The organism is Pseudomonas sp. HLS-6 TE3448, from assembly GCF_053629555.1.
Genome location: NZ_JBRJIO010000001.1, coordinates 1,896,177 through 1,917,539, shown reverse-complemented (window position 1 = coordinate 1,917,539; position 21,363 = coordinate 1,896,177). Strand labels below are relative to the sequence as shown.

Annotated in this window: 19 protein-coding genes; 4 read left to right on the top strand and 15 right to left on the bottom strand. The window is 60.1% G+C overall.

Annotated elements, in window-relative coordinates:
• The first annotated feature begins 71 nt into the window (after positions 1-71).
• Entirely contained in the window at positions 72-1,181 is a 1,110-nt protein-coding gene (locus AB7M23_RS08865) for an AGE family epimerase/isomerase (protein WP_454240626.1), read from the top strand.
• A 70-nt stretch (positions 1,182-1,251) separates the two neighbouring features.
• Here the strand turns inward: AB7M23_RS08865 and AB7M23_RS08860 are convergent, their stop codons facing one another.
• The 6 genes from AB7M23_RS08860 to AB7M23_RS08835 form a co-directional block, all read right to left on the bottom strand.
• The gene (locus AB7M23_RS08860; RefSeq protein ID WP_065757906.1) at positions 1,252-2,019 is read right to left on the bottom strand and encodes an SDR family oxidoreductase; all 768 of its coding nucleotides are present in this window, start codon (positions 2,017-2,019) and stop codon (positions 1,252-1,254) included.
• Positions 2,020-2,712: 693 nt separating this feature from the next.
• Complete coding sequence (locus AB7M23_RS08855) at positions 2,713-3,429, bottom strand: ABC transporter ATP-binding protein (RefSeq protein ID WP_065757905.1); 717 nt, start codon at positions 3,427-3,429, stop codon at positions 2,713-2,715.
• Positions 3,426-4,301, bottom strand: a complete 876-nt coding sequence (locus AB7M23_RS08850; RefSeq protein ID WP_065757904.1) for an ATP-binding cassette domain-containing protein — start codon at positions 4,299-4,301, stop codon at positions 3,426-3,428. Before AB7M23_RS08850 ends, AB7M23_RS08855 begins: the two co-directional genes overlap by 4 nt.
• A complete protein-coding gene (gene livM, locus AB7M23_RS08845; RefSeq protein ID WP_454240625.1) occupies positions 4,298-5,581 on the bottom strand; it encodes a high-affinity branched-chain amino acid ABC transporter permease LivM in 1,284 nt (427 codons plus the stop codon). The genes AB7M23_RS08850 and livM overlap by 4 nt, the downstream gene beginning before the upstream one ends.
• Positions 5,582-5,583: 2 nt before the next feature.
• Positions 5,584-6,498: an ABC transporter permease subunit gene (locus AB7M23_RS08840; protein ID WP_065757902.1), complete on the bottom strand. Its 915-nt coding sequence runs from the start codon at positions 6,496-6,498 to the stop codon at positions 5,584-5,586.
• Between the two features lie 166 nt (positions 6,499-6,664).
• Positions 6,665-7,801: a branched-chain amino acid ABC transporter substrate-binding protein gene (locus AB7M23_RS08835; RefSeq protein ID WP_065757901.1), complete on the bottom strand. Its 1,137-nt coding sequence runs from the start codon at positions 7,799-7,801 to the stop codon at positions 6,665-6,667.
• Positions 7,802-8,232: 431 nt separating this feature from the next.
• Between AB7M23_RS08835 and pncB the strand changes: the two genes are divergently transcribed.
• On the top strand, positions 8,233-9,438 hold the full coding sequence (pncB, locus tag AB7M23_RS08830; protein WP_065757900.1) for a nicotinate phosphoribosyltransferase: 1,206 nt from the start codon (positions 8,233-8,235) through the stop codon (positions 9,436-9,438).
• A gap of 3 nt (positions 9,439-9,441) precedes the next feature.
• The gene (gene nadE / locus AB7M23_RS08825) at positions 9,442-10,269 is read left to right on the top strand and encodes an ammonia-dependent NAD(+) synthetase (protein WP_454240624.1); all 828 of its coding nucleotides are present in this window, start codon (positions 9,442-9,444) and stop codon (positions 10,267-10,269) included.
• 87 nt (positions 10,270-10,356) lie between these two features.
• On the opposite strand, the gene azu is transcribed toward nadE, so the two are convergent.
• Positions 10,357-10,803 (bottom strand): azurin, encoded by a 447-nt coding sequence (gene azu / locus AB7M23_RS08820; protein WP_102052367.1) that lies wholly within the window; start codon positions 10,801-10,803, stop codon positions 10,357-10,359.
• A 349-nt stretch (positions 10,804-11,152) separates the two neighbouring features.
• Here azu and AB7M23_RS08815 point away from each other — a divergent pair, with 349 nt between their 5' ends.
• Positions 11,153-11,740, top strand: coding sequence for an LOG family protein (locus AB7M23_RS08815; protein WP_065757974.1), 588 nt, complete (start codon positions 11,153-11,155; stop codon positions 11,738-11,740).
• Positions 11,741-11,742: 2 nt separating this feature from the next.
• Here the strand turns inward: AB7M23_RS08815 and AB7M23_RS08810 are convergent, their stop codons facing one another.
• From AB7M23_RS08810 to rpsF, 8 genes are all read right to left on the bottom strand, one after another.
• Positions 11,743-12,633, bottom strand: a complete 891-nt coding sequence (locus AB7M23_RS08810; RefSeq protein ID WP_330522309.1) for a transglutaminase family protein — start codon at positions 12,631-12,633, stop codon at positions 11,743-11,745.
• Positions 12,633-15,086 carry a circularly permuted type 2 ATP-grasp protein gene (locus AB7M23_RS08805; protein WP_454240623.1) on the bottom strand — a complete coding sequence of 818 codons (2,454 nt, stop codon included), beginning with the start codon at positions 15,084-15,086 and terminating at the stop codon, positions 12,633-12,635. The genes AB7M23_RS08810 and AB7M23_RS08805 overlap by 1 nt, the downstream gene beginning before the upstream one ends.
• Before the next feature lie 156 nt (positions 15,087-15,242).
• A complete protein-coding gene (locus AB7M23_RS08800) occupies positions 15,243-17,540 on the bottom strand; it encodes a YgiQ family radical SAM protein (protein WP_454240622.1) in 2,298 nt (765 codons plus the stop codon).
• Positions 17,541-17,641: 101 nt separating this feature from the next.
• A complete protein-coding gene (gene dnaB, locus AB7M23_RS08795) occupies positions 17,642-19,039 on the bottom strand; it encodes a replicative DNA helicase (RefSeq protein ID WP_065757973.1) in 1,398 nt (465 codons plus the stop codon).
• 110 nt (positions 19,040-19,149) lie between these two features.
• Positions 19,150-19,596 carry a 50S ribosomal protein L9 gene (gene rplI, locus AB7M23_RS08790; protein WP_065757894.1) on the bottom strand — a complete coding sequence of 149 codons (447 nt, stop codon included), beginning with the start codon at positions 19,594-19,596 and terminating at the stop codon, positions 19,150-19,152.
• Positions 19,597-19,617: 21 nt separating this feature from the next.
• Positions 19,618-20,517, bottom strand: coding sequence for a hypothetical protein (locus AB7M23_RS08785; RefSeq protein WP_065757893.1), 900 nt, complete (start codon positions 20,515-20,517; stop codon positions 19,618-19,620).
• Between the two features lie 36 nt (positions 20,518-20,553).
• Positions 20,554-20,784 carry a 30S ribosomal protein S18 gene (gene rpsR / locus AB7M23_RS08780; protein WP_065757892.1) on the bottom strand — a complete coding sequence of 77 codons (231 nt, stop codon included), beginning with the start codon at positions 20,782-20,784 and terminating at the stop codon, positions 20,554-20,556.
• A gap of 28 nt (positions 20,785-20,812) precedes the next feature.
• Positions 20,813-21,238 carry a 30S ribosomal protein S6 gene (rpsF, locus tag AB7M23_RS08775; protein WP_065757891.1) on the bottom strand — a complete coding sequence of 142 codons (426 nt, stop codon included), beginning with the start codon at positions 21,236-21,238 and terminating at the stop codon, positions 20,813-20,815.
• Between the last annotated feature and the right edge of the window lie 125 nt (positions 21,239-21,363).

Below are 21,363 nucleotides of genomic sequence, written 5' to 3'. Positions count from 1 at the left end.
GCACAGCAGAAGCCGGCCACGGTTTCCTGCTACCATGCGCGCAAACGCACCTGCCGCGACGATTTAGACCCATGCCCGACCTGCGCAATGCCCAGCCCGAACTGCCCGCCCTGCTGACTGACGTCCAGCAGCACTTCGCCCAGCGCATCGTGCCACTCTGGCAAGGTCCGGGCTGGAACGCACAGATGGCCTTGCCCTTCGAGGCCTTGAGCCCAGAGCACCAACCACTGCCCGTGCAACGCTACCGCGCCATGGCCTGCGCCCGGCAGTTGTACCTGTTCGCCAGCCGTATCGAGCAGCCAGGCGCCCGTGAACACGCCGCCGCGCTGTTTCGCTCGTTGCAACGGCATTTCCACGATGCCGAGCATGGTGGCTGGTTCTACAGCATCGACGCGCAGGGCGCGCCGCTGGACCGTCGCAAGGACCTGTATACCCACGCCTTCATCATCTTCGCCTGCGCCCACTACTGGGGCAAAGTCCGCGAACCGCTGGTGGAGTCGACCCTCAACGCGGCCCTGAGCGTGGTCAGTGAACACTTCAGCCGCGATGACGGCCTGTACGAAGCCAGCCTGGCCGAAGACTGGTCGAGCCTGGACAGCGGCCCACTGCAAAACCCGCTGATGCATCTGGCCGAGGCGTTTCTGGCGACCCTGAGCATCCGCAAGGACACAGCCGTACAGCAGGCGCTGGAAGCCTTGGCCGAGGCAATGCAGGCCCACTTCATCGACCCTGAACACGGGGTCATGCTGGAAAAACCGCGCGCATCTGTGGATAACTGGTTCGAGCCAGGCCATCAGTTCGAGTGGTACTACCTGCTGGCGTCGTCACCATTGCTGCGTGGCGGCGCGCTGCACCACTCACTAGAGCGGGCGTTCGACTATGCCGAGCAGTATGGCGTGACGGCCGGGGCGGTGCTGGCGATGCTCAGCCCCCAAGGCGAGGTGCGCGACGCTACCCAGCGCATCTGGGCCCAGGCGGAATACCTGCGGGCGCTGGCCTTGCGGCCAGGGGCCGAGGCCAAGGTGCTGGCGCAGCTGAAAGCGCTGCAAGCGCACTTCCTGCATGCGGGCGGCTGGTACGAGTGCCGAGATGCCAGCGGCGAAGTCAGCCGCAACGATATGCCTTCGACCACGCCTTATCATCTGGCGACCTGCCTGGAAGGACTCCAGCGTCAGATCTGACGCGATCGCGGCCCCCACAGGCATGCTCTACTGACACCTGTGGGAGCGGGCTTGCCCGCGATCAGGCCCTTCAGGCCTTGCCGGAACGATCGATCGAGAACCCTGCCCATGCCTGGCTCACCGGCATCAGCTCCAGGCTGTTGATGTTGATGTGCGCCGGCTGATTCATGATCCAGAAAATGGTCTCGGCGATGTCCTGAGGCTGGATCGGCTCCGCCCCTGCATAAGTGGCGTCATAACGCGCCTGATCGCCACCGAAACGCACCAGCGAGAACTCACTCTCACACAACCCAGGCTCGATGTTGGTAACCCGCACGCCTGTGCCTTGCAGGTCACAGCGCAGGCTCAGGGAGAACTGCCCAACAAACGCCTTGGTGCCGCCATACACGTGGCTACCGGGATAAGGGTAGTTACCCGCCACGGAACCGACGTTGAGGATGGTCGCACCACGACCATGGGCGATCAGTCGCGGCAGCAACAAACGGGTGCTGTACATCAGCCCCTTGATGTTGGTGTCGACCATGGTGTCCCAGTCATCCAGATCGCACGTCGGCGCCGGGTCGGCGCCCAGCGCCAGGCCCGCATTGTTGATCAGCCCACGCAGCGTGGCGAACGACGGCGGCAGGTTGGCAATGGCCTGTTCCATGGCCTTACGATCACGAACGTCCAGCACCAGGCCCAACACCTCGGTCTGTTTCGACAGCTCAGCGCACAGGGCATCGAGACGCTCCTGGCGGCGACCGGTCAGCACCAGCGACCAACCCGCTTCGGCAAAACGGCGCGCACAGGCTTCGCCAAACCCCGACGTAGCGCCAGTGATGAAAACGGTGGAAGTCATGCGATTCTCCTTGAGTTGACTTGCCCACAGGCAGGCGGGCGGCAGGGTTTGCAGCATGCCCGCCCAGCCTCAGGGCAGCAAGTCGATTCTACGCCTGTACAAAAAACGAGCAATCACGCAAAAGTACCGTCCCAGAGGGCCTGGCGCGTGTTTTACGCACCTTATCCACAGCCCCTTCCACACACTCTGGGGGCAACTTTCGGCATCGCTGAACAGCTGTGAACAACGTGCAAAGGCTCAACAGAAAGTATTTTCCTTGACGCCCCGCCTGCGAGTTGACCCGCGAGACAATCCGCGAAAAGCACGGTGATGGCGCCAAGCCTGTAGTTCTGCCGGTCGCGTCAGTCTTTCCAGTGCTTACTCACAGAGTTATCCACAGGTTTTTCAGCTCTTTTCAGGCGCAATTTCAGTAGGACAAAATCCTTGACAAATGCTATTGAGTAACACTTTAAAAAGACTGATCAAAAAACGACCAGAGCTCTAAACGCCTTGTAATACGTGGGCTGTAGACACCTGCTACCAAGTTACCCACAGCCGCTTCCACACGAAACGTGGACAACTCATCCATCTTGAACTACGGCCAACTGCAGCGACCCGATGTCACGTGCTGTGCACAAGCGCCAATGACTTGTCCACATTATCAGCAGACAGCAAAACGCCCCGGGGATACCGGGGCGTTTTGCCAAGCGGCAATCAATGCCCGCCGAGATAGGCGTTTCGCACATCCTCGTTGACCAGCAGCTCCTGACCCGTACCGGTCATGCGAATCTGCCCGTTGACCATCACATAAGCCCGGTCCGAGAGCTTCAACGCATGGTTGGCGTTCTGCTCCACCAGGAAGATGGTCATGCCGGTGTTGGCCAGTTCACGCAGGGTGGCAAAGATCTGCTTGACCACAATCGGCGCCAGCCCCAACGACGGCTCGTCAAGCAACAGCAGCTTCGGTCGGCTCATCAAGGCACGGGCAATGGCGAGCATCTGCTGCTCACCACCGGACATGGTCATGGCCCGCTGGTTACGCCGCTCTTTCAGCCGGGGAAACAGCTCGAACATGCGCTCCATGTCTTCACTGGCGTACTTGTCGCCAATGGGGATGGTGCCCATCATCAGGTTCTCTTCCACCGACATGTCGGGGAACACCCGACGCCCTTCCGGCGACTGCGCAATGCCGTTGGACGCAATGTAGTGGGACGACTTGTGGGTGATGTCGGTACCGCGGTAGATGATCTGCCCGCTGGCCGCCCGTGGCTGGCCAAAGATCGACATCAGCAGGGTCGATTTACCGGCCCCGTTAGAGCCGATCAGGCTGACGGTCTCACCCTCATTGATGTGCATCGAAACCTTCTTCAGCGCCTGGATCGGCCCGTAGAACACATCGAGCTCTTTCAGTTCGAGAATGGGTGCGCTCATACCAGCTCCTCTTCATCAGCACCCAGGTAGGCGGCAATTACCGTCGGGTTGTGGCGAATATCCTGAGGCGCGCCCTCAGCGATGACGTTGCCGTGGTCGAGCACCACGATATGGTCGGAGATGCTCATGACCATGCCCATGTCATGCTCAATCAGCACGACGGTCAGGTCATGCTCATCGCGCAGCACCCGAATCATCTTGCTCAGTGCCTCGGTTTCCTGCGGGTTGAGGCCCGCGGCAGGCTCATCCAGACAAATGATCTGTGGTCGGGTACACATGGCGCGGGCAATTTCGAGACGCCGTTGCTGGCCATAGGACAGTTCGCCGGCCAGACGGTTGGCACAATCCACCAGATCGACCACTTCCAACCAGTAGAACGCATGGTCCAGCGCATCACTCTCGGCTTTGCGGTAGGCCTTGGTGTTGAGCACCCCGGACAGCAGGTTACGGTTTACCCACATATGCTGGGCAACCAGCAGGTTCTCCACCACCGACATTTCCTTGAACAGGCGAATGTTCTGGAATGTACGCGCCAGGCCGGCACGGTTCACTAGGTGGGTACCGCCAAACATCTTGTAGAACAGCCGGTTGGCAAAGCGCTTGGGCGAGAAGAAGTCCGCCACCTGAAAGCGCTCACCCAACAGCTGGATCACGTTGGTACGGCTGCCACGCAGGTTCAGCTCAATCTTGCCGCCGCTGGCCTTGTAGAAGCCGGTGAGGCAGTTGAACACCGTGGTCTTGCCTGCACCGTTAGGGCCGATCAGGGCGAAAATGTCATTGCGTTTGACCTTCAGGCTGACATCACTGAGCGCCTTGATACCGCCAAACTGCATCATCAGGTTATCGACCGAGAGAATAACGTCGTCGCTCATGGCGCCACTCCTTTACGCGGGGTCACACCGGTACGGCTGATGCGGATCAGCCCACGCGGTCGCCAGATCATCATCAACACCATCAGCACGCCGAACAGCAGCACCCGGTACTCGGAGAAGCTGCGCAACAGTTCAGGTGCCACGGTCAGGACAAAGGCTGCAATGACCACACCCACCGTCGAACCCATACCGCCCAGTACAACAATGGCGAGGATCAACGCCGACTCGAAGAAGGTGAACGACGAAGGGTTGACGAAGCCCTGATAGCTGGCGAAGAACACACCGGCAAGGCCTGCAGTCGAGGCCCCCAGGGTAAATGCCGAGAGCTTGACCAGCACATGGTTGAGGCCCATCGAGCGGCAGGCGATCTCGTCTTCGCGCAGCGCTTCCCAGGCACGGCCGACCGGCATGCGGGTCAGACGGTGCTTGATGTACAGCACGGCCATCACAACGATGAACAGCACGACGTAGATAAACAGGAACTTCACGTTGGGGTTGTAATCGATGCCGAAGAATTCGTGGAATGGCACCCCACCGTCCTTGGCCCGACGGCCGAACTCCAGGCCCATGAAGGTCGGCGATGGCACGGGCATGCCGTTCGGGCCGCCGGTGAACGACAACCAGTTGTTCAGCACCAGACGGATGATTTCACCAAAACCCAGGGTCACGATGGCCAGGTAGTCGCCGTGCATTCGCAACACCGGGAAGCCCAGTATGCAACCGGCCAACGCCGCAGCAATCGCCGCCAGAGGCAGCACTGTCCAGAAGCCCAGGCCCAGGTACTGATAGCCCAGCGCAAGGCCGTAGGCGCCGATGGCATAGAACGCCACGTAACCCAGGTCGAGCAGCCCGGCCAGGCCGACCACGATGTTCAGGCCCAGCCCGAGCAACACGTAGATCAGGCCGAGGATGACCACGGTCAGCAGGTACTTGTTGGCAAAGAACGGGAAGACGATGGCAATCACGATCAGCATTGGAATGATCCAGCGCAACCGCGATTTGTAGTCCGGCGCCAGCACATGCACACCGGAACCGCCGCCCTCGAAGCCTTGCAGAATGCTCAGGCCTTTCTCGGTCTGCAGGAACAGGCTGAGCAGAAAACGTCCGGCCATGACCCCGGCCACCAGCCAGGCGACACGGGTGGGCTCAAGGTTGAAGCTGTAACCGTCCAGTACCACACCGACGATGGGCCCGAAGACGATCAGGGAAATCAGCCCGGCGAGAATCGCGTCGATCAGGCTGCGCTTGATATCGATAGCAGAGTTATTGGCAGCAGACATACTTACACCTTCGCCACGAGTGGGCGACCCAGCAGGCCTTGGGGACGGAAGATCAGGATCATCACCAGCAGCGAGAAACTGAACACATCCTTGTAGTCGGAGTTGATCAAGCCAGAGAACAGCGACTCGGAGATACCCAGAATGATTCCGCCGAGCATGGCCCCTGGCAGCGAGCCGATGCCGCCAAGTACCGCTGCGGTGAATGCCTTGATGCCAATGATGAAGCCGGCATAGAAGTCGAAGGTGCCGTAGTTCATGGTAATCAGCACGCCAGCCAGTGCAGCCATGACTGCGCCGATGATGAACACGTAGGAGATCACCCGGTCAGTGTTGATCCCCAGGATCGAGGCCATCTTGCGATCCTGCTGAGTCGCACGGCACATGCGCCCCAACTTGGTGAACTTGATGATATAGGTGAGCAGCGCCATACCCACGAAGGCGGCCACCAGAATGAAGATCTTGGTGTAGGTCAACTGCACGAAACCACTGCCCACTTCCAGGCGCCAGGCACCTTCGAGCAGCGTCGGCACACCTTGCTGACGTGCACCCTGACTGATCTGTGCATAGTTCTGCAGGATCAGCGAGATCCCGATGGCACTGATCAAGGGCGCCAGACGGGTGGAGTTACGCAGGGGTTTGTAGGCAATACGCTCGATGGTCCAACCGTAAACACCGGTGACCACGACCGTGAAGATCAGCGTCCCGAGCATCAGCAGCGGGAAGGATTCGATACCGAAGTACGCCAGCAATGCCAGACTGATCGCCGCCAGGTAAGCGGAGATCATATACACCTCGCCGTGCGCGAAGTTGATCATGCCGATAATGCCATAGACCATTGTGTAGCCGATGGCGATCAGACCATAGACAGACCCGAGGGTCAGCCCATTGATCAGTTGCTGCAGAAAAATACCATCCATAACGCAATCTCACGTATTTGAGATTGCACAAGCGCCGACTACGGTGGGCCCTGGATGAAGCGACCCTCGCAGCGCAGGGTTGTGCAGATCTACGAGAAAAGACAGGTACGGCAATCAAGCGGGTAACGGCCCGGGCAGCCACTGCGGCCCAGGCCGGAAGCCGGTGTTATTTTTGTTTTTCCAGCTGGTGGTACTTGCCGTCCTTATCCCACTGGTAGACCACATAGTCGGAGACTTTCAGGTCGCCTTTGGCGTCCCAGGTTTTCTCGCCCATGACGGTTTTTACCGGGTTGGCCTTCAGCCACTTGGCGGCGTCTTCACCCTTGTTCGACTTGGCGCCGTTGAAACCGGCGGCCAGGGCCTGGACCGAGGCATAGGCGTACAGGGTGTAGCCTTCAGGTTCGGTGCCGGCCTTGCGGAAGGCATCGACCACCGTCTTGCTGTCTGGCAGCAGGCGCGGGTCGGCACCGAAGGTCATGTACACGCCATCGACGTACTGTGGGCCGCCAGCGGTAGTCACCAGTTCGTCGGTCACGATGCCGTCATCGGACATGAACTTCACATCTTTCAGACCTTGTTCACGCATCTGCCGAACCAGTGGGCCAGCCTCTGGGTGCAGGCCACCGAAGTAAACCACGTCGGCTCCCGCAGCACGGATCTTGGTGACCACGGCGCTGAAGTCTTTCTCGCCACGGGTCAGGCCTTCATACAGCACTGGGGTAACACCACGCTTGGCCAGTTGGGCCTTGGTTGCGTCAGCCAGGCCCTGGCCGTAGGTGTCCTTGTCGTGCAGCACGACAACCTTCTTGCCCTTGAGCACGTCAACGATGTAATCACCCGCGACAATGCCCTGCTGGTCATCACGGCCGCACATGCGGAACATCGCACCGAGGCCGCGCTCAGTGACGGCCGGGTTGGTGGAGCCTGGGGTGATTGCAATCACACCTGCTTCGTCATACACCTCGGACGCAGGAATGGTCGAAGACGAGCAGAAGTGCCCGACGACGCCCGCCACCTTGTCCTGATCGACCAGGCGGTTGGCGACAGCCACGGCCTGCTTCGGTTCGCACGCGTCATCGCCCTTCACCAGCACGATTTTTTCGCCGTTGACCCCACCCTTGGCGTTGATCTCGTCCGCTGCCGCCTGGGCACCTTTCATGTACTGCTCGCCAAACGCCGCGTTGGCACCGGTCATCGGGCCCGCTACACCGATCTTGATGTCGGCCTGAACATACGAAGAAACACCCAGCGCCGTAGCAACGGCAAGGGCCAAGAAGCCTTTCTTGTAAAACGTCTGCGACATGAGGTGGTGCTCCTAGAGTTTTTTTGGTTGGCACTACAACTTTCAGCACTAGCTATGAGCAAGGGCCGTGCCATCGGTTTTACATTCCGAAAAAACTCACGTGCAAAGCAAAGGCTGCGGATTTGCGGCCTTTTTTTACAGGCCGTGCAACCGTCTACATCCGCTTTGGCGCCACCTGAAACCCAGAAAAAGGGCAACCCGCAAGTGCCATCATTGCAACCACCGTTTTGGGTTACGTGCAACCAACCTGTTACAGCATGCGTAACCGAACTGCACATCCTTGGTGCGCGACTGCTACAACGGGCACCATCGCAGGGAGGCTCAATGCCCCGCAACAGACCGTTACCCATAGCCTGCTACCGGTTTTCCCAGCCTTTAGAGAAAAAAGGCTGGCACAATGAATCCATCCTGCGCCCCATCTGGAGCCTTTTATGAGCGAAAGCGCCTTCGCTGATCGCATCGTGCAAAACCTGCTCGACACCGACTTTTACAAACTGACCATGATGCAGGCCGTCCTGCATAACTACCCGAACGTCGATGTCGAATGGGAGTTTCGCTGCCGCAACGGTGAAGACTTGCGTCCCTACCTGGCAGAGATCCGCGAGCAGATCGAGCGCTTGCCGGAACTGAGCCTAGGCAACGGGCAGTTGGGCTTCCTTGAGCAGATCAGCTTTCTCAAACCCGATTTCCTGCGCTTTCTCGGGCTGTTTCGTTTCGACCTGCGCTACCTGCAATTGGGCATAGAAAACGACCAGCTCTACCTGCGCCTGCGCGGCCCCTGGCTGCATGTGATTCTTTTCGAGGTCCCGTTGCTGGCGATCATCAGCGAAGTACGCAATCGCCACCGGTATCCGCAGGTCAAACTGGAGCAGGCACGCGAACAGCTGTACCGCAAATTCGACTGGCTCAAGGCCAATGCCAGCGCAGACGAGCTGGCCGAGTTGCAGGTGGCCGATTTCGGCACCCGCAGGCGCTTCTCCTACCGCGTACAGGAAGAGGTGGTGCGCGTATTGAAGGAGGACTTCCCGGCCCGTTTCGTCGGCACCAGTAATGTGCATCTGGCACGGAAACTGGATATCAAACCCTTGGGAACCATGGCCCACGAATGGATCATGGCGCACCAGCAGTTAGGGCCTCGGCTGATCGACAGCCAGATCGCCGCACTCGACTGCTGGGTCCGCGAGTACCGCGGGCTACTGGGGATCGCGCTGACAGACTGCATCACCATGGATGCCTTTCTCAACGATTTCGACCTGTACTTCGCCAAGCTGTTCGATGGCCTGCGCCACGATTCGGGCGATCCCATCCTCTGGGCCGAGAAAGCCATCGCCCATTACCGAACACTGGGCATTGACCCGATGAGCAAGACACTGGTGTTTTCCGACGGCCTGAACCTGACCAAGTCGCTGCAGATCTTTCGCGCACTGCGCGGACGGATCAATGTCAGCTTCGGTATCGGCACAAACCTGACCTGTGACATTCCCGGGGTGGCGCCGATGAACATCGTGCTTAAAATGACCGATTGCAACGGCCAGCCTGTCGCCAAGATTTCCGACGAGGCGGCAAAGATCCAATGCCGCGACGAGAACTTCGTCGCCTACCTGCGCCACGTATTCAAAGTTCCCAGCAAGGAGTAACCCATGCAAGCCGTCCAGCTAGAGATTGCGCAGCAGCTCAAGGTGCAGCCGCCGTTCGCCGACGATGCCGCGCTCAAGGCCGAAGTGGCCCGACGCATCGCCTTTATCCAGCAGTGCCTGCAAGCTGCCGGGCTCAAAACCCTGGTACTGGGCATCAGTGGCGGGGTCGACTCGCTGACGGCTGCCCTGCTGGCGCAACGTGCAATCAACGAACTGCGCAGCAAGACCGGTGACGAGCAGTACCGGTTCCTCGCGGTGCGCCTGCCTTACCAGGTGCAGCACGATGAACATGACGCCCAGGCCTGCATTGACTTCATTCAGCCCGACGAGTGCCATACGGTGAACATCGGCCCGGCCGTCAAGGCGCTGGCAGCCGAGGTCAAGGCGCTGGAAGGGGGCAAGCCAAGCATGGTCGACTTCGTCCTCGGCAACACCAAGGCGCGCATGCGCATGGTCGCCCAGTACACCATCGCTGGCGCACGCCAAGGCCTGGTGATCGGTACCGACCATGCCGCTGAAGCAGTGATGGGCTTCTTCACCAAATTCGGCGACGGCGCCTGCGACCTGGCACCGCTCAGCGGCCTGGTGAAAAATCAGGTACGGGCAATCGCGCGCAGCTTCGGTGCACCGGAATCACTGGTCGAGAAAGTACCAACGGCTGATCTGGAGGACCTCGCACCGGGCAAGCCGGACGAAGCATCCCACGGGGTGACCTACCAGGAGATCGATGCCTTCCTGCATGGCGAGCCGGTAAGCCAGGAAGCCTTCGAGATCATCCGGACAACCTTCGAGAAAACCCACCACAAGCGCGTGGTGCCGTTCGCACCCTAAGACGTACGTAGACGCTGACAGCATCGCAGGCAAGCCTGCTCCAACAAAGTGGGAGCGGGTCTTGCCCGCGATGCAGGGGCAGTGGCGTTACTTCAGAACGACAGTGCCTTTCATCATCGAGATGTGGCCTGGGAACGAGCAGAAGAAACCGTACTTCTCACCGGCCGCCAGCTTGGAAACGTCAATCGTCAGCGAGTCTTTCTCGCCAGCGCCGATGACTTTGGTGTGCGCGATAACCCGGGTATCACCTGCTTTCAGGTAGTTATTGTCGAGACCGGCGCCGATGCCGTCGGTAGCGATGGCCTGCATGTCGGCCTCCTTGCTCACCACCAGGTTGTGGCCCATGACGTTCTTCGGCAATTTGCCGGAGTGGGTCAGTTCAACCGTGAACTGCTTGCAGCTCTTGTCGATGGCGATTTCCTTGGTATTGAAGGACATCTGGTCGGTGGAGTCGACCGTGACCTTGCATTCAGCGGCCATGACCTGGGCGCTGGCAATGCTCAGCAGGGATACGGCAACAAGTTTGGCAAACATCGTGAATCTCCATGGCAGGGTTTTTTATCGTCTTCAGACTGCCCGATACGCATGGCAAGCCCCGTGATATGGGTCAAGCGCTGCATCGTTAGCCGGGCAGTGAATTTGTTCTATGGTGCTCATCAAGACAATCAACGTGCCCATCATGCCCCTTTGTTGGACGATGAAACAACCGCTCACTTAGGAGTAATTGTAATGTCCCTCAATAGTCTGATGCGCAGCCTGCTGGCCGCCTACGCCTGTGGCGCCAGCGGCGCCGCCTGTGAGTTCTCCCGCCCGGAATGACACAACACTTGGAAGGCACCCAATGGCGCTTTACCCTGTCGCGCTCAACGATCAGGAGAGCGCCATGTCGTTACGTTCCGTTTGTGTGTTTTGTGGTGCCAGTACCGGCGCCAGCCCCGCTTACCGGGCAGCCGCCGAAGCGCTGGGCCAGGCGATTGCCCAACGCGGCCTGACACTGGTTTATGGTGGCGGTGCCGTGGGCCTGATGGGGATCGTCGCCGATGCGGCCCTGGCGGCCGGTGGCGAGGTCGTCGGGATCATTCCCGAGCGCCTGAAAAGTGCTGAAATCGGCCACCCCAACTTGAGCCGCCTGGAAGTGGTCGACGGTATGCACGCACGCAAAGCGCGCATGGCCGAACTCAGTGATGCCTTCATCGCACTGCCCGGAGGCCTGGGTACACTCGAAGAACTGTTCGAGGTCTGGACCTGGGGCCAACTGGGTTACCACGGCAAACCACTCGGTTTGCTGGACGTAAACGGCTTCTACGACAAGCTGACCGGCTTTCTCGACCACATGGTCAGCGAAGGCTTCGTCCGTGAACAACACCGCACACTGCTACAGAAAAACACCTCGCCTGACGCCCTGCTCGATGCCCTTGAGCACTGGAAGCCGGTAGTGCCACCCAAGTGGGCCGACCAGCAGCCCGCCTGATTTCAAGCCAAGGGGGTGACCGTGACCCGTACTTCCGGGTCATGGCTGCCACCGCCAAGAATCACCCCACGCAGCGGCGAGACATCGGAAAAGTCGCGTCCCCAGCCCAAGGTGATGTGCTCCAACGCAGGCCGCAGGTTGTTGGTCGGGTCAAAATCCACCCAGCCCTGCTCCGGACAGAACACCGAAACCCAGGCATGCGACGCATCAGCACCGATCAGGCGCGGCTGGCCGGGTGGCGGTCGCGTCAATAGGTAACCACTGACATAGCGCGCCGCCAGGCCCCGCGAGCGCAGACAGGCGAGCATCAGGTGGGCAAAGTCCTGGCATACACCACGACGTCGCTCCAGCACCTCCAGTAGCGGCGTGGCAACCTGTGTTGCCGTTGCATCGAAGGTGAACTCGTTGAAGATCTTTTCCATCAACGCCTGCACCGCCAACAGCAATGGACGCCCCGGCACGAAGCAACTATCTGCATAGGCCACAAACCGTTGCTTGAGCCGCACCTGTGGCGACTCGAAGCGATAGCAACAGGCCTCCAGGCGCTCGGCGGAAAACGGTCGACTGCTGTAACTCAGCGCCTCTCGCACCGCCTCCCAGGGTTGCGAGCGAGCCAGATCCGGTAACGCCCTGGCGTACACACAAAGCGTCAGTCGGGTCTCGATGCGCAGTTCGTCGTGCTGGCAATCAAACGCCAGGCGGGTCAACGGGTTGCCAAAGACGTCCAGCGCATCACTGCGCCGGGTCGGCGCCGGGCTGATCTGCATGTGCCGCTCAGTGCAGTGCTGCCAGGCACAGTCGCGCGGCCACAAATGAACCAGTTGCTGGGCCAGCGACACCGGGCTGGTGTAGCGATAGAGGGTTTCATGAACCACCTGGTAACGGACACTCATCAGATCGACACCGTCTGCTGGCTAAGATCGTCGACATGCACAAAGTGACGCAACGCCAAACGCTCAGCCACGTGAGCACATGCCGAAGAAATGCCTTCCAGCAAACCAACCAGTTCAGCAAGCGCGACATTGACCGTCGATGCACCTTGCACCGTCGCCAGGTCATAGCGGCGCAACCGTTCAGCCAGGCTAACCAGTTCGGGCTCGAGCGGTGTACCGAGGTCACGGTGCAGGCGGTTGAGCGAGGCCGTCGTGAGCTTGAGCTGAAACAACAGGGCATGCGGGTTCTGCTCATCAAGCACGAGCAGGTCGAGCACCGGCAGTAACTGAGCGACCTCCAGGTAACGCGAGCGGTAAGTGATGCTGCTGTTGCCCAGCTCCAGCAAGGCCTCCAGCCCGGCCTGATCAAACACTGCCGGGCCACTCAAGAACAGTGCCAGGTTGTCGCTCAAGGCTTGCAGCCGTTCCAGTCGGCGCCCGATCATCAGAAAGCGCCAACCCTCATCACGGGTCATGTCGTCCAGGGCGAAGCCCGACAGCGCCGCCAACGACATGACCAGACGGTCGAGGGTTTCCAGCAGCTCACCGAAGCCCGCCTCCGCGTTCTCCAGCACCCGCGCTTGCCGCTGCAACTCCTGCAGCGCCTGCCAGTTTTCCCGTGAGAGCTTGCCGCGCACCTGAGAGGCTGCGCCCTGCAAGCGCTGCAGGTTGGCGCGCAAACCGAAGCCCCATTCGACATCCAGCAGTGCAGCACACAAACGTTCGGGCAGGCTTGCGCCCTCTGGCAGTAATGACAAGCCGTCCGCCAACGCCACAGCCCCTTCCAGCGCCAGTGGACTGTCATCGTCCAGGTAACGGGTCAACAGAATGCGCAACAGGCGCGCCCCCACATCACAGCGCTCACAGTAACGGCCGAACCAGAACAGGTTTTCCACCACCCGCGAGGGCAAGTACGGGTCGCGACGAATCAGGTCTGCCACGCCAATACTGTGCCGCGCCCGCCACTGCTCACCGGCGCAGGCCTGCTCACCCAACACCCAGGCATCCTTGCTGGCACCACCACGCTGCATCGAGATCACGTCGGCATCGGCCTGTGCCGACACCCGCACCAGCCCGCCAGGCAACACCCGATAGCCATCGGCACAGGCCACGGCGTAAACACGCATACCTACCGAACGGGATTGCAGTGCACGTTGATCGACCTGCCAGACCGGCGCCTGGGACAACTGCACCCGCTCTTGGGCAACATAGACAGCCGGTCGCGCACCGATACGCGACGCCAGCGCCTGCTGTTGTTCAGCATCAAGTGCGCCTCCCAACACAGGCGTGAACCGCTGCGAAGGAAACGCTGGCTTGAACACCAGGTCTGGCAGTTTCTCCAGCGCCTGTGCCAATGCCGGAGGCTCGCCGCACCACCAACTGGCGACAGAGGGCAGGCTCAAGGCCTCGCCGAACAGGTGCTGATTGATGGCGGGCAAGAATCCAAGCAGGCCGGGGGACTCCAGTACGCCGCAGCCCAAGGCATTGGCCACCAGCACGCGCCCTTGACGCACGGCATCGAGCAAACCAGGAACGCCCAATGCCGAATCCGTGCGCAACTCCAGCGGGTCGCAGAAGTCATCGTCGAGGCGCCGCCAAATGCCGTGAACACGACGCAAACCATCCAGTGTCTTGAGGTACACGGTGGCATCGCGCACCGTCAGGTCGCTACCCTCGACCAAGGGGTAACCCAGCTGCCGCGCCAAATACAGGTGTTCGAAGTAACTCTCGTTGAATCGCCCGGGGGTCAGCAGCACCACCAGCGGCGCCTCCCCTTCACTCGGTGCCGTCTCGGCGAGGGTCTGCTGCAAGGTTCGGAAGAAACCCGCAAGGTGCTGTACATGGAGGCTGCGGTAGAGCTCCGGCCAGGCCCGCGAAAGAATTGTGCGGTTCTCAAGGGCATAGCCAGCGCCGGAAGGCGCCTGGGTACGGTCTGCAGTGATCCACCAGCGCCCATCCGGCGCGCGTGCAAGGTCAGCGGCGTAGACATGCAGGTAGGTTCCGCCAGGCACTTCGATACCTTGGCAGGGCCAGAGAAAATTGTTGTGCCCGTAGATCAGTTCGGGAGGTAAAAGCCCGTCGGCCAGCAGCTGTTGCGGTCCGTAGGTATCGGCCAGTACCGCATTGAGCAAACGAGCCCGCTGAGCGATACCGGCGGCCAGTGGCTGCCATTCCTCGGCAGACAACACGTGCGGCAACAGGTCCAGCTCCCACGGGCGATCAGCGCCCTTGGGGTCGGCGTAGATGTTATAGGTGACACCATTTTCCTGAAGCTGGCGGGTCAACAGCGCCTGACGCTGCGCCAACTGCTCGGGGCTGCTGCGCTGCAACTGCGCGAACAGCGCCTGCCAGTGCGGGCGTACCGCTCCGTCGCCCTGCAACAGTTCATGGTAGGAGTCAGGCTGGTCAGGCATGGCAGCGCTCAAGGGCCAAGGTCAGCCCTGAAGCGCGCAAGAGTTGTGCCATGAGCGGCTACGCCGTGCCTGCGCACGGCTTAGCCTATTGGCGCACCAGAATCGTGCTTTGCCGCACGGGCAACGCACCGCCACGGCGCACGGGCCAAGGCCAGGTTAGCGCGGCAGTACCGGCTGACGCGGCTTCTTCTTGCCTTTGCCCTTGGCGGCGTCTTTGCGCGCCTTGGCCGCATCCTGGTTACGGGCGAACGCTGCCGCCTTGGCCTCTTCGCGTTTGTCCCACGGCTTGCCGCCATCGCTGCCACGCGGCGGCAGGCCAGTGTGCTGGGTCAGGATCTTTTGATCCTTGGCGACCTTGTGGCTGCCTGCAGGCGTCGAGTTCTTGCGTCGCGCACTCTGGTAGCTGTCGGCTGCAGGCTGGTGCAACGGGATCAGCTGGTGTTTGCCCGGGCCGATCAGGTCGCTACGGCCCATACGCTCCAGCGCCTCACGCAGCATCGGCCAACCCTTCGGATCGTGATAGCGCAGGAATGCCTTGTGCAGGCGACGCTGCGCTTCGCTCTTGACGATCGTGACCGGGTCACTCTTGTAGGTGACCTTGCGCAGCGGGTTCTTGCCCGAGTGGTACATGGCGGTAGCCGACGCCATTGGCGACGGATAGAACGCCTGTACCTGGTCGGCACGGAAACCATTGCCCTTGAGCCAAAGGGCCAGGTTCATCATGTCTTCATCGGTAGTGCCCGGGTGCGCCGCAATGAAGTACGGGATCAGGTACTGTTCCTTGCCCGCCTCTTTCGAGAATTTCTCGAACATACGCTTGAAGCGGTCATAGGTACCGATACCCGGCTTCATCATCTGATTCAGCGGGCCTTCTTCGGTGTGCTCCGGCGCAATCTTCAGGTAACCGCCAACGTGGTGGGTCACCAGTTCCTTGACGTACTCCGGCGACTCTACCGCCAGGTCATAACGCAGGCCCGAGGCGATCAGGATCTTCTTCACACCCGGCAAGGCACGCGCACTGCGGTACAACTGAATCAACGACGAGTGGTCGGTGTTCAGGTTCGGGCAAATGCCGGGGAACACGCACGACGGCTTGCGGCACGCGGACTCGATTTCCGGGCTCTTGCAGGCGATTCGGTACATGTTCGCGGTAGGGCCGCCAAGGTCGGAAATGACCCCGGTAAACCCTGGCACCTTGTCGCGAATCTCTTCGATCTCGCGAATGATCGACTCTTCAGAGCGGTTCTGGATAATCCGGCCTTCGTGCTCGGTGATCGAGCAGAAGGTGCAGCCACCAAAGCAGCCGCGCATGATGTTGACCGAAAAACGGATCATGTCGTAGGCCGGGATCTTCTCCTTGCCATACGCCGGGTGCGGCACGCGCGCATAGGGCATGCCGAACACATAGTCCATTTCCTCAGTGGTCATCGGAATGGGCGGAGGGTTGAACCAGACGTCCACGTCACCGTGTCTCTGCACCAGCGCCCGGGCGTTGCCTGGGTTGGTCTCCAGGTGCAGCACTCGGTTGGCGTGAGCGTAGAGCACCGCGTCGCCACGGACCTTCTCGAAGGACGGCAGGCGAATCACGGTCTTGTCGCGGGTCATCCGCGGGCTCGCCAGCAACTGGACGACCTTCGGTTCATTCGGGTCTTCAACCGGGCCTTTTTCTTGCTCGATGGCGCAGGCCTGAGTGTCCTGGGTATTCACGTACGGGTTGATGATCTTGTCGATCTTGCCCGGACGGTCGATACGTGTGGAGTCGACCTCGTACCAGCCTTCAGGGGTGTCCCGACGAACAAATGCCGTGCCACGAATGTCGGTAATGGTTTCGATTTTCTCGCCGTACGACAGGCGCTGGGCCACTTCGACAATGGCCCGCTCGGCATTGCCGTAAAGCAGGATGTCGGCACAGGCGTCGATCAGGATCGAATGACGCACCTTGTCCTGCCAGTAGTCGTAATGCGCGATCCGGCGCAGCGAAGCCTCGATGCCACCCAGCACGATCGGTACATGCTTGTAGGCTTCCTTGCAGCGCTGGCTGTAGACCAGGCTGGCGCGATCCGGACGCTTACCGGCCAGGCCACCCGGCGTATAGGCGTCGTCGGAACGGATCTTCTTGTCGGCGGTGTAGCGGTTGATCATGGAGTCCATGTTGCCCGCAGCGACACCGAAAAACAGGTTCGGCTCACCCAGCTTCATGAAGTCGTCTTTCGACTGCCAGTTCGGCTGGGCAATGATCCCCACCCGGAACCCTTGGGCTTCCAGCAGACGGCCGATGATGGCCATACCGAACGACGGGTGATCGACGTAGGCGTCACCGGTCACAATGATGATGTCGCAGGAATCCCAGCCGAGCTGATCCATCTCCTCCCTGCTCATCGGCAGGAACGGTGCTGGTCCGAAGCATTCGGCCCAGTACTTGGGATAGTCGAAAAGTGGTTTGGCTGCTTGCATGTCAGTGACCGGTTCTGAAGTACAGGAAAATCGCGGGCGCGGACTATAGCACAAATTTTGACCAATTCCGACGCTGCAGCTCGGAATTGGCGCTGCGAAAATTACTCGTCGTCGTCGAAGTTGTAGCTACCCGGCGCCAGGTTCTCGAAGCGCGTGTATTTACCGATGAACGCCAGCCGGACAAAGCCGATCGGGCCGTTCCGCTGCTTGCCGATAATGATTTCGGCAATGCCTTTGTGTTCGGTTTCCGGATGGTAGACCTCATCGCGGTAGACGAACATGATCACGTCAGCATCCTGCTCGATCGCTCCGGATTCCCGCAAGTCGGAGTTCACCGGGCGCTTGTTCGGCCGCTGTTCAAGGGAGCGGTTAAGCTGCGACAGTGCGATGACCGGGCAGTTGAACTCTTTGGCCAGCGCCTTGAGCGAGCGGGAGATCTCGGAGATCTCGTTGGTACGGTTGTCACCGCTGGAGCCCGGGATCTGCATCAACTGCAGGTAGTCGATCATGATCATTCCGATCTCGCCATGCTCGCGCACCAGACGACGGGTACGGGCACGCATTTCCGACGGGCTGATACCGGCCGTATCGTCGATGAACAGCTTGCGATCATTGAGCAGGTTGACTGCCGACGTCAGGCGCGGCCAGTCATCGTCATCAAGCTGACCGGAACGGATCTTGGTCTGGTCGATACGCCCGAGCGACGAGAGCATACGCATGATCAGCGATTCGCCTGGCATCTCGAGAGAGTACACCAGTACCGCCTTGTCACTGCGCAGCACCGCATTCTCCACCAGGTTCATGGCGAAGGTGGTCTTACCCATCGACGGACGGCCGGCGACGATGATCAGGTCAGCGGGCTGCAGACCGCTGGTCTTCTCGTCCAGGTCGGTATAACCCGTGGAAATACCGGTGATATCACTGTCGGAGTTGAACAGGGTATCAATACGGTCAATGGCCTTGGTCAGCAGTTCGTTGACCCCAACCGGGCCACCGGTCTTCGGACGCGCTTCGGCGATCTGGAAGATCTGCCGTTCGGCTTCGTCGAGAATCTCTGCCGCGTTGCGACCCTGCGGATTGAAGGCACTGTCGGCAATCTCGCTGCTGATACTGATCAGCTGACGCAGGGTCGCCCGCTCACGAATGATCTGCGCATAGGCCTTGATGTTGGCGACCGATGGCGTGTTCTTGGCCAGCTCACCGAGGTAACCCAACCCACCCACCTGGGAGCTGAGACCTTCCCGATCCAGCTGCTCATGCAGGGTTACCACATCGAACGGTGTGTTCTGATCGGCCAGCTTGTAGATCGCGCGGAAGATCAGGCGGTGGTCATGCCGGTAGAAATCGCCATCCGAGACTTGATCCAGCACGCGCTCCCAGGCGTTGTTGTCCAGCATCAGGCCACCGAGCACAGCCTGTTCGGCCTCGATGGAATGCGGCGGCACCTTCAGGGCAGCGGTTTGCAGATCGTATTGTTCGGGAGCGGATATCTCGTTCATGGCCACACGGAAATCAGGGAGACGAAAAAGACAAAGGGCACGACCTGCCTAGCAGGATCGTGCCCGATGTTAACCGGCTGACACGCGAGGTGCCAGCCGATTGGTGCAGCTTAGGCTGCGACAACAACCACGCGAACGGTGGCTTCAACATCGCTGTGCAGGTGCACGGCAACGTCGTATTCGCCAACATTACGGATGGTGCCGTTCGGCAGACGAACTTCAGCTTTAGCCACTTCAACGCCGGAGGCGGTCAGGGCATCAGCGATGTCGTGGGTGCCGATCGAACCGAACAGCTTGCCTTCGTCGCCAGCGGTGGCAGTGATGGTCACTTCCAGCTCGGCCAGTTGGGCAGCGCGGGTTTCAGCAGAAGACTTCTTGTCTGCAGCCAGTTTTTCCAGCTCGGCGCGACGTTCCTCGAACGCAGCCAGGTTGGCAGCGTTGGCAACGGTGGCCTTGCCTTGCGGCAGCAGGTAGTTACGGCCGTAACCAGCCTTAACATTTACCTTATCGCCCAGGTTGCCCAGGTTGGCGATTTTTTCCAGCAGGATCAGTTCCATTTGGTAATAACCTCTTAACTTTTAACCTTCACCGTTCGCGGAACCGTTGTCGGCACCATTTTTTGGCGCCCCGCGGCCGCGAAAATCAATCAGGCTGTCGACAATGGCCAACACCACGAGCAACGGATAAATCAGCTGCATGAACAGCAGCAGTGTCACGTACAACCCAACCAGCCAGAACCTTGCCAGCCGGCCCTGCGCCACCAGCCCATGCAACAGGGCAGCCCCTGCAAACATCAGCGGTACACTGCAAATCGGCGTCAACATCGCCAACCCGGCCCCGAAATTGGGCCCGATCAGCATGCACGCCAGCAGCACCAGCGCCGGCACCAGCGGTAGTCTGACGGCGCGAAACTCGCGACCGAAGCCACCCGGGTTATACAACACTGCCTGCCAGTAGCGACCCAACATCAGGGCCAACAGACTGACGGCTTGCAACAACGCGGCGATCAGGCCGTAGAGAACTGGCGCGATAAGGCTACCCAGGTGCGCTCGCTCTTCTACCGTCAACTGCTGGTAGAGCCCGTCGAGCATTTGCGGCAAGGCTTTCTCAAGCGCTTGTGACAAAGCTTCGACCGGTTCGCGGAAAACCGACCCAAGAACCACACCGTACACCAACCCCAAGGCAGTGCTGATCAACAGCACCCTGTTCCAGGACTGCCCCGCGCGTAAAAACGCAGCCAGGCCAAGCGTTCCCAACAGCACCATCAAGATGCGTGGGTCACCGAAGAACCACCAGGCCAACGCGGGCAACAAAGCCCAGGCGAGGACACCGGAGGCGTCACTGAAACCGCGCCGCAGGAACACCAGGCTCCCGGCGGCGGCACTCAACCAGAACAGCAGCGGCATTGCCGCACAACCAACCACCACTAAAGTGGCCTGCACGCGACCGCGCATGATGAAATCAGCCAAGGCGCGCATGCGTTCTATCCCTTGCTACTTGTCGACGACCCGGTCTCAGCGGCCGTGGCTGTCGGTGTAGGGCAGCAGGGCCAGGAAGCGGGCGCGCTTGATAGCGGTAGCCAGCTGACGCTGATAACGAGCTTTGGTACCGGTGATACGGCTTGGAACGATCTTGCCGGTTTCGGATACATAAGCTTTCAGGGTGTTGAGATCTTTGTAATCGATCTCTTTCACTTCTTCAGCAGTGAAGCGGCAGAATTTACGACGACGGAAGAAACGTGCCATGTAATTGGCTCCTCAAAAGGTCCGTGGATTACTCGTCAGCGTTATCGCTGTTGTCGCTGTTGTCGCTGTCATCGCCTTCGGCGCTGTCAGCATGCTCAGGACGGTCGCGACGCTCACGGCGCTCACTGCGGTTCTCTTCAGCCTTGAGCATCTCGGACTGGCCGGTAACGGCTTCGTCGCGACGGATGACCAGGTTACGGATCACGGCATCGTTGTAACGGAAGTTGTCTTCCAGCTCGGCCAGGGCCTTGCCGGTGCACTCAACGTTCAGCATCACGTAGTGAGCCTTGTGAACATTGTTGATTGCGTAGGCCAGTTGACGACGGCCCCAGTCTTCCAGACGGTGGATTTTGCCGCCGTCTTCTTCGATCAGCTTGGTGTAACGCTCAACCATGCCGCCGACTTGCTCGCTCTGGTCAGGGTGGACCAGAAAGATGATTTCGTAATGACGCATGAATGCTCCTTACGGGTTGTAGTCTGCCACCAGAGTGGTCAGACAAGGAGTGAATGACACTTGTATGTCCTGCCTTGGAAAGAGGCACATGCGCGCCTGCCAACACGACAAGGGCCGCAATTGTA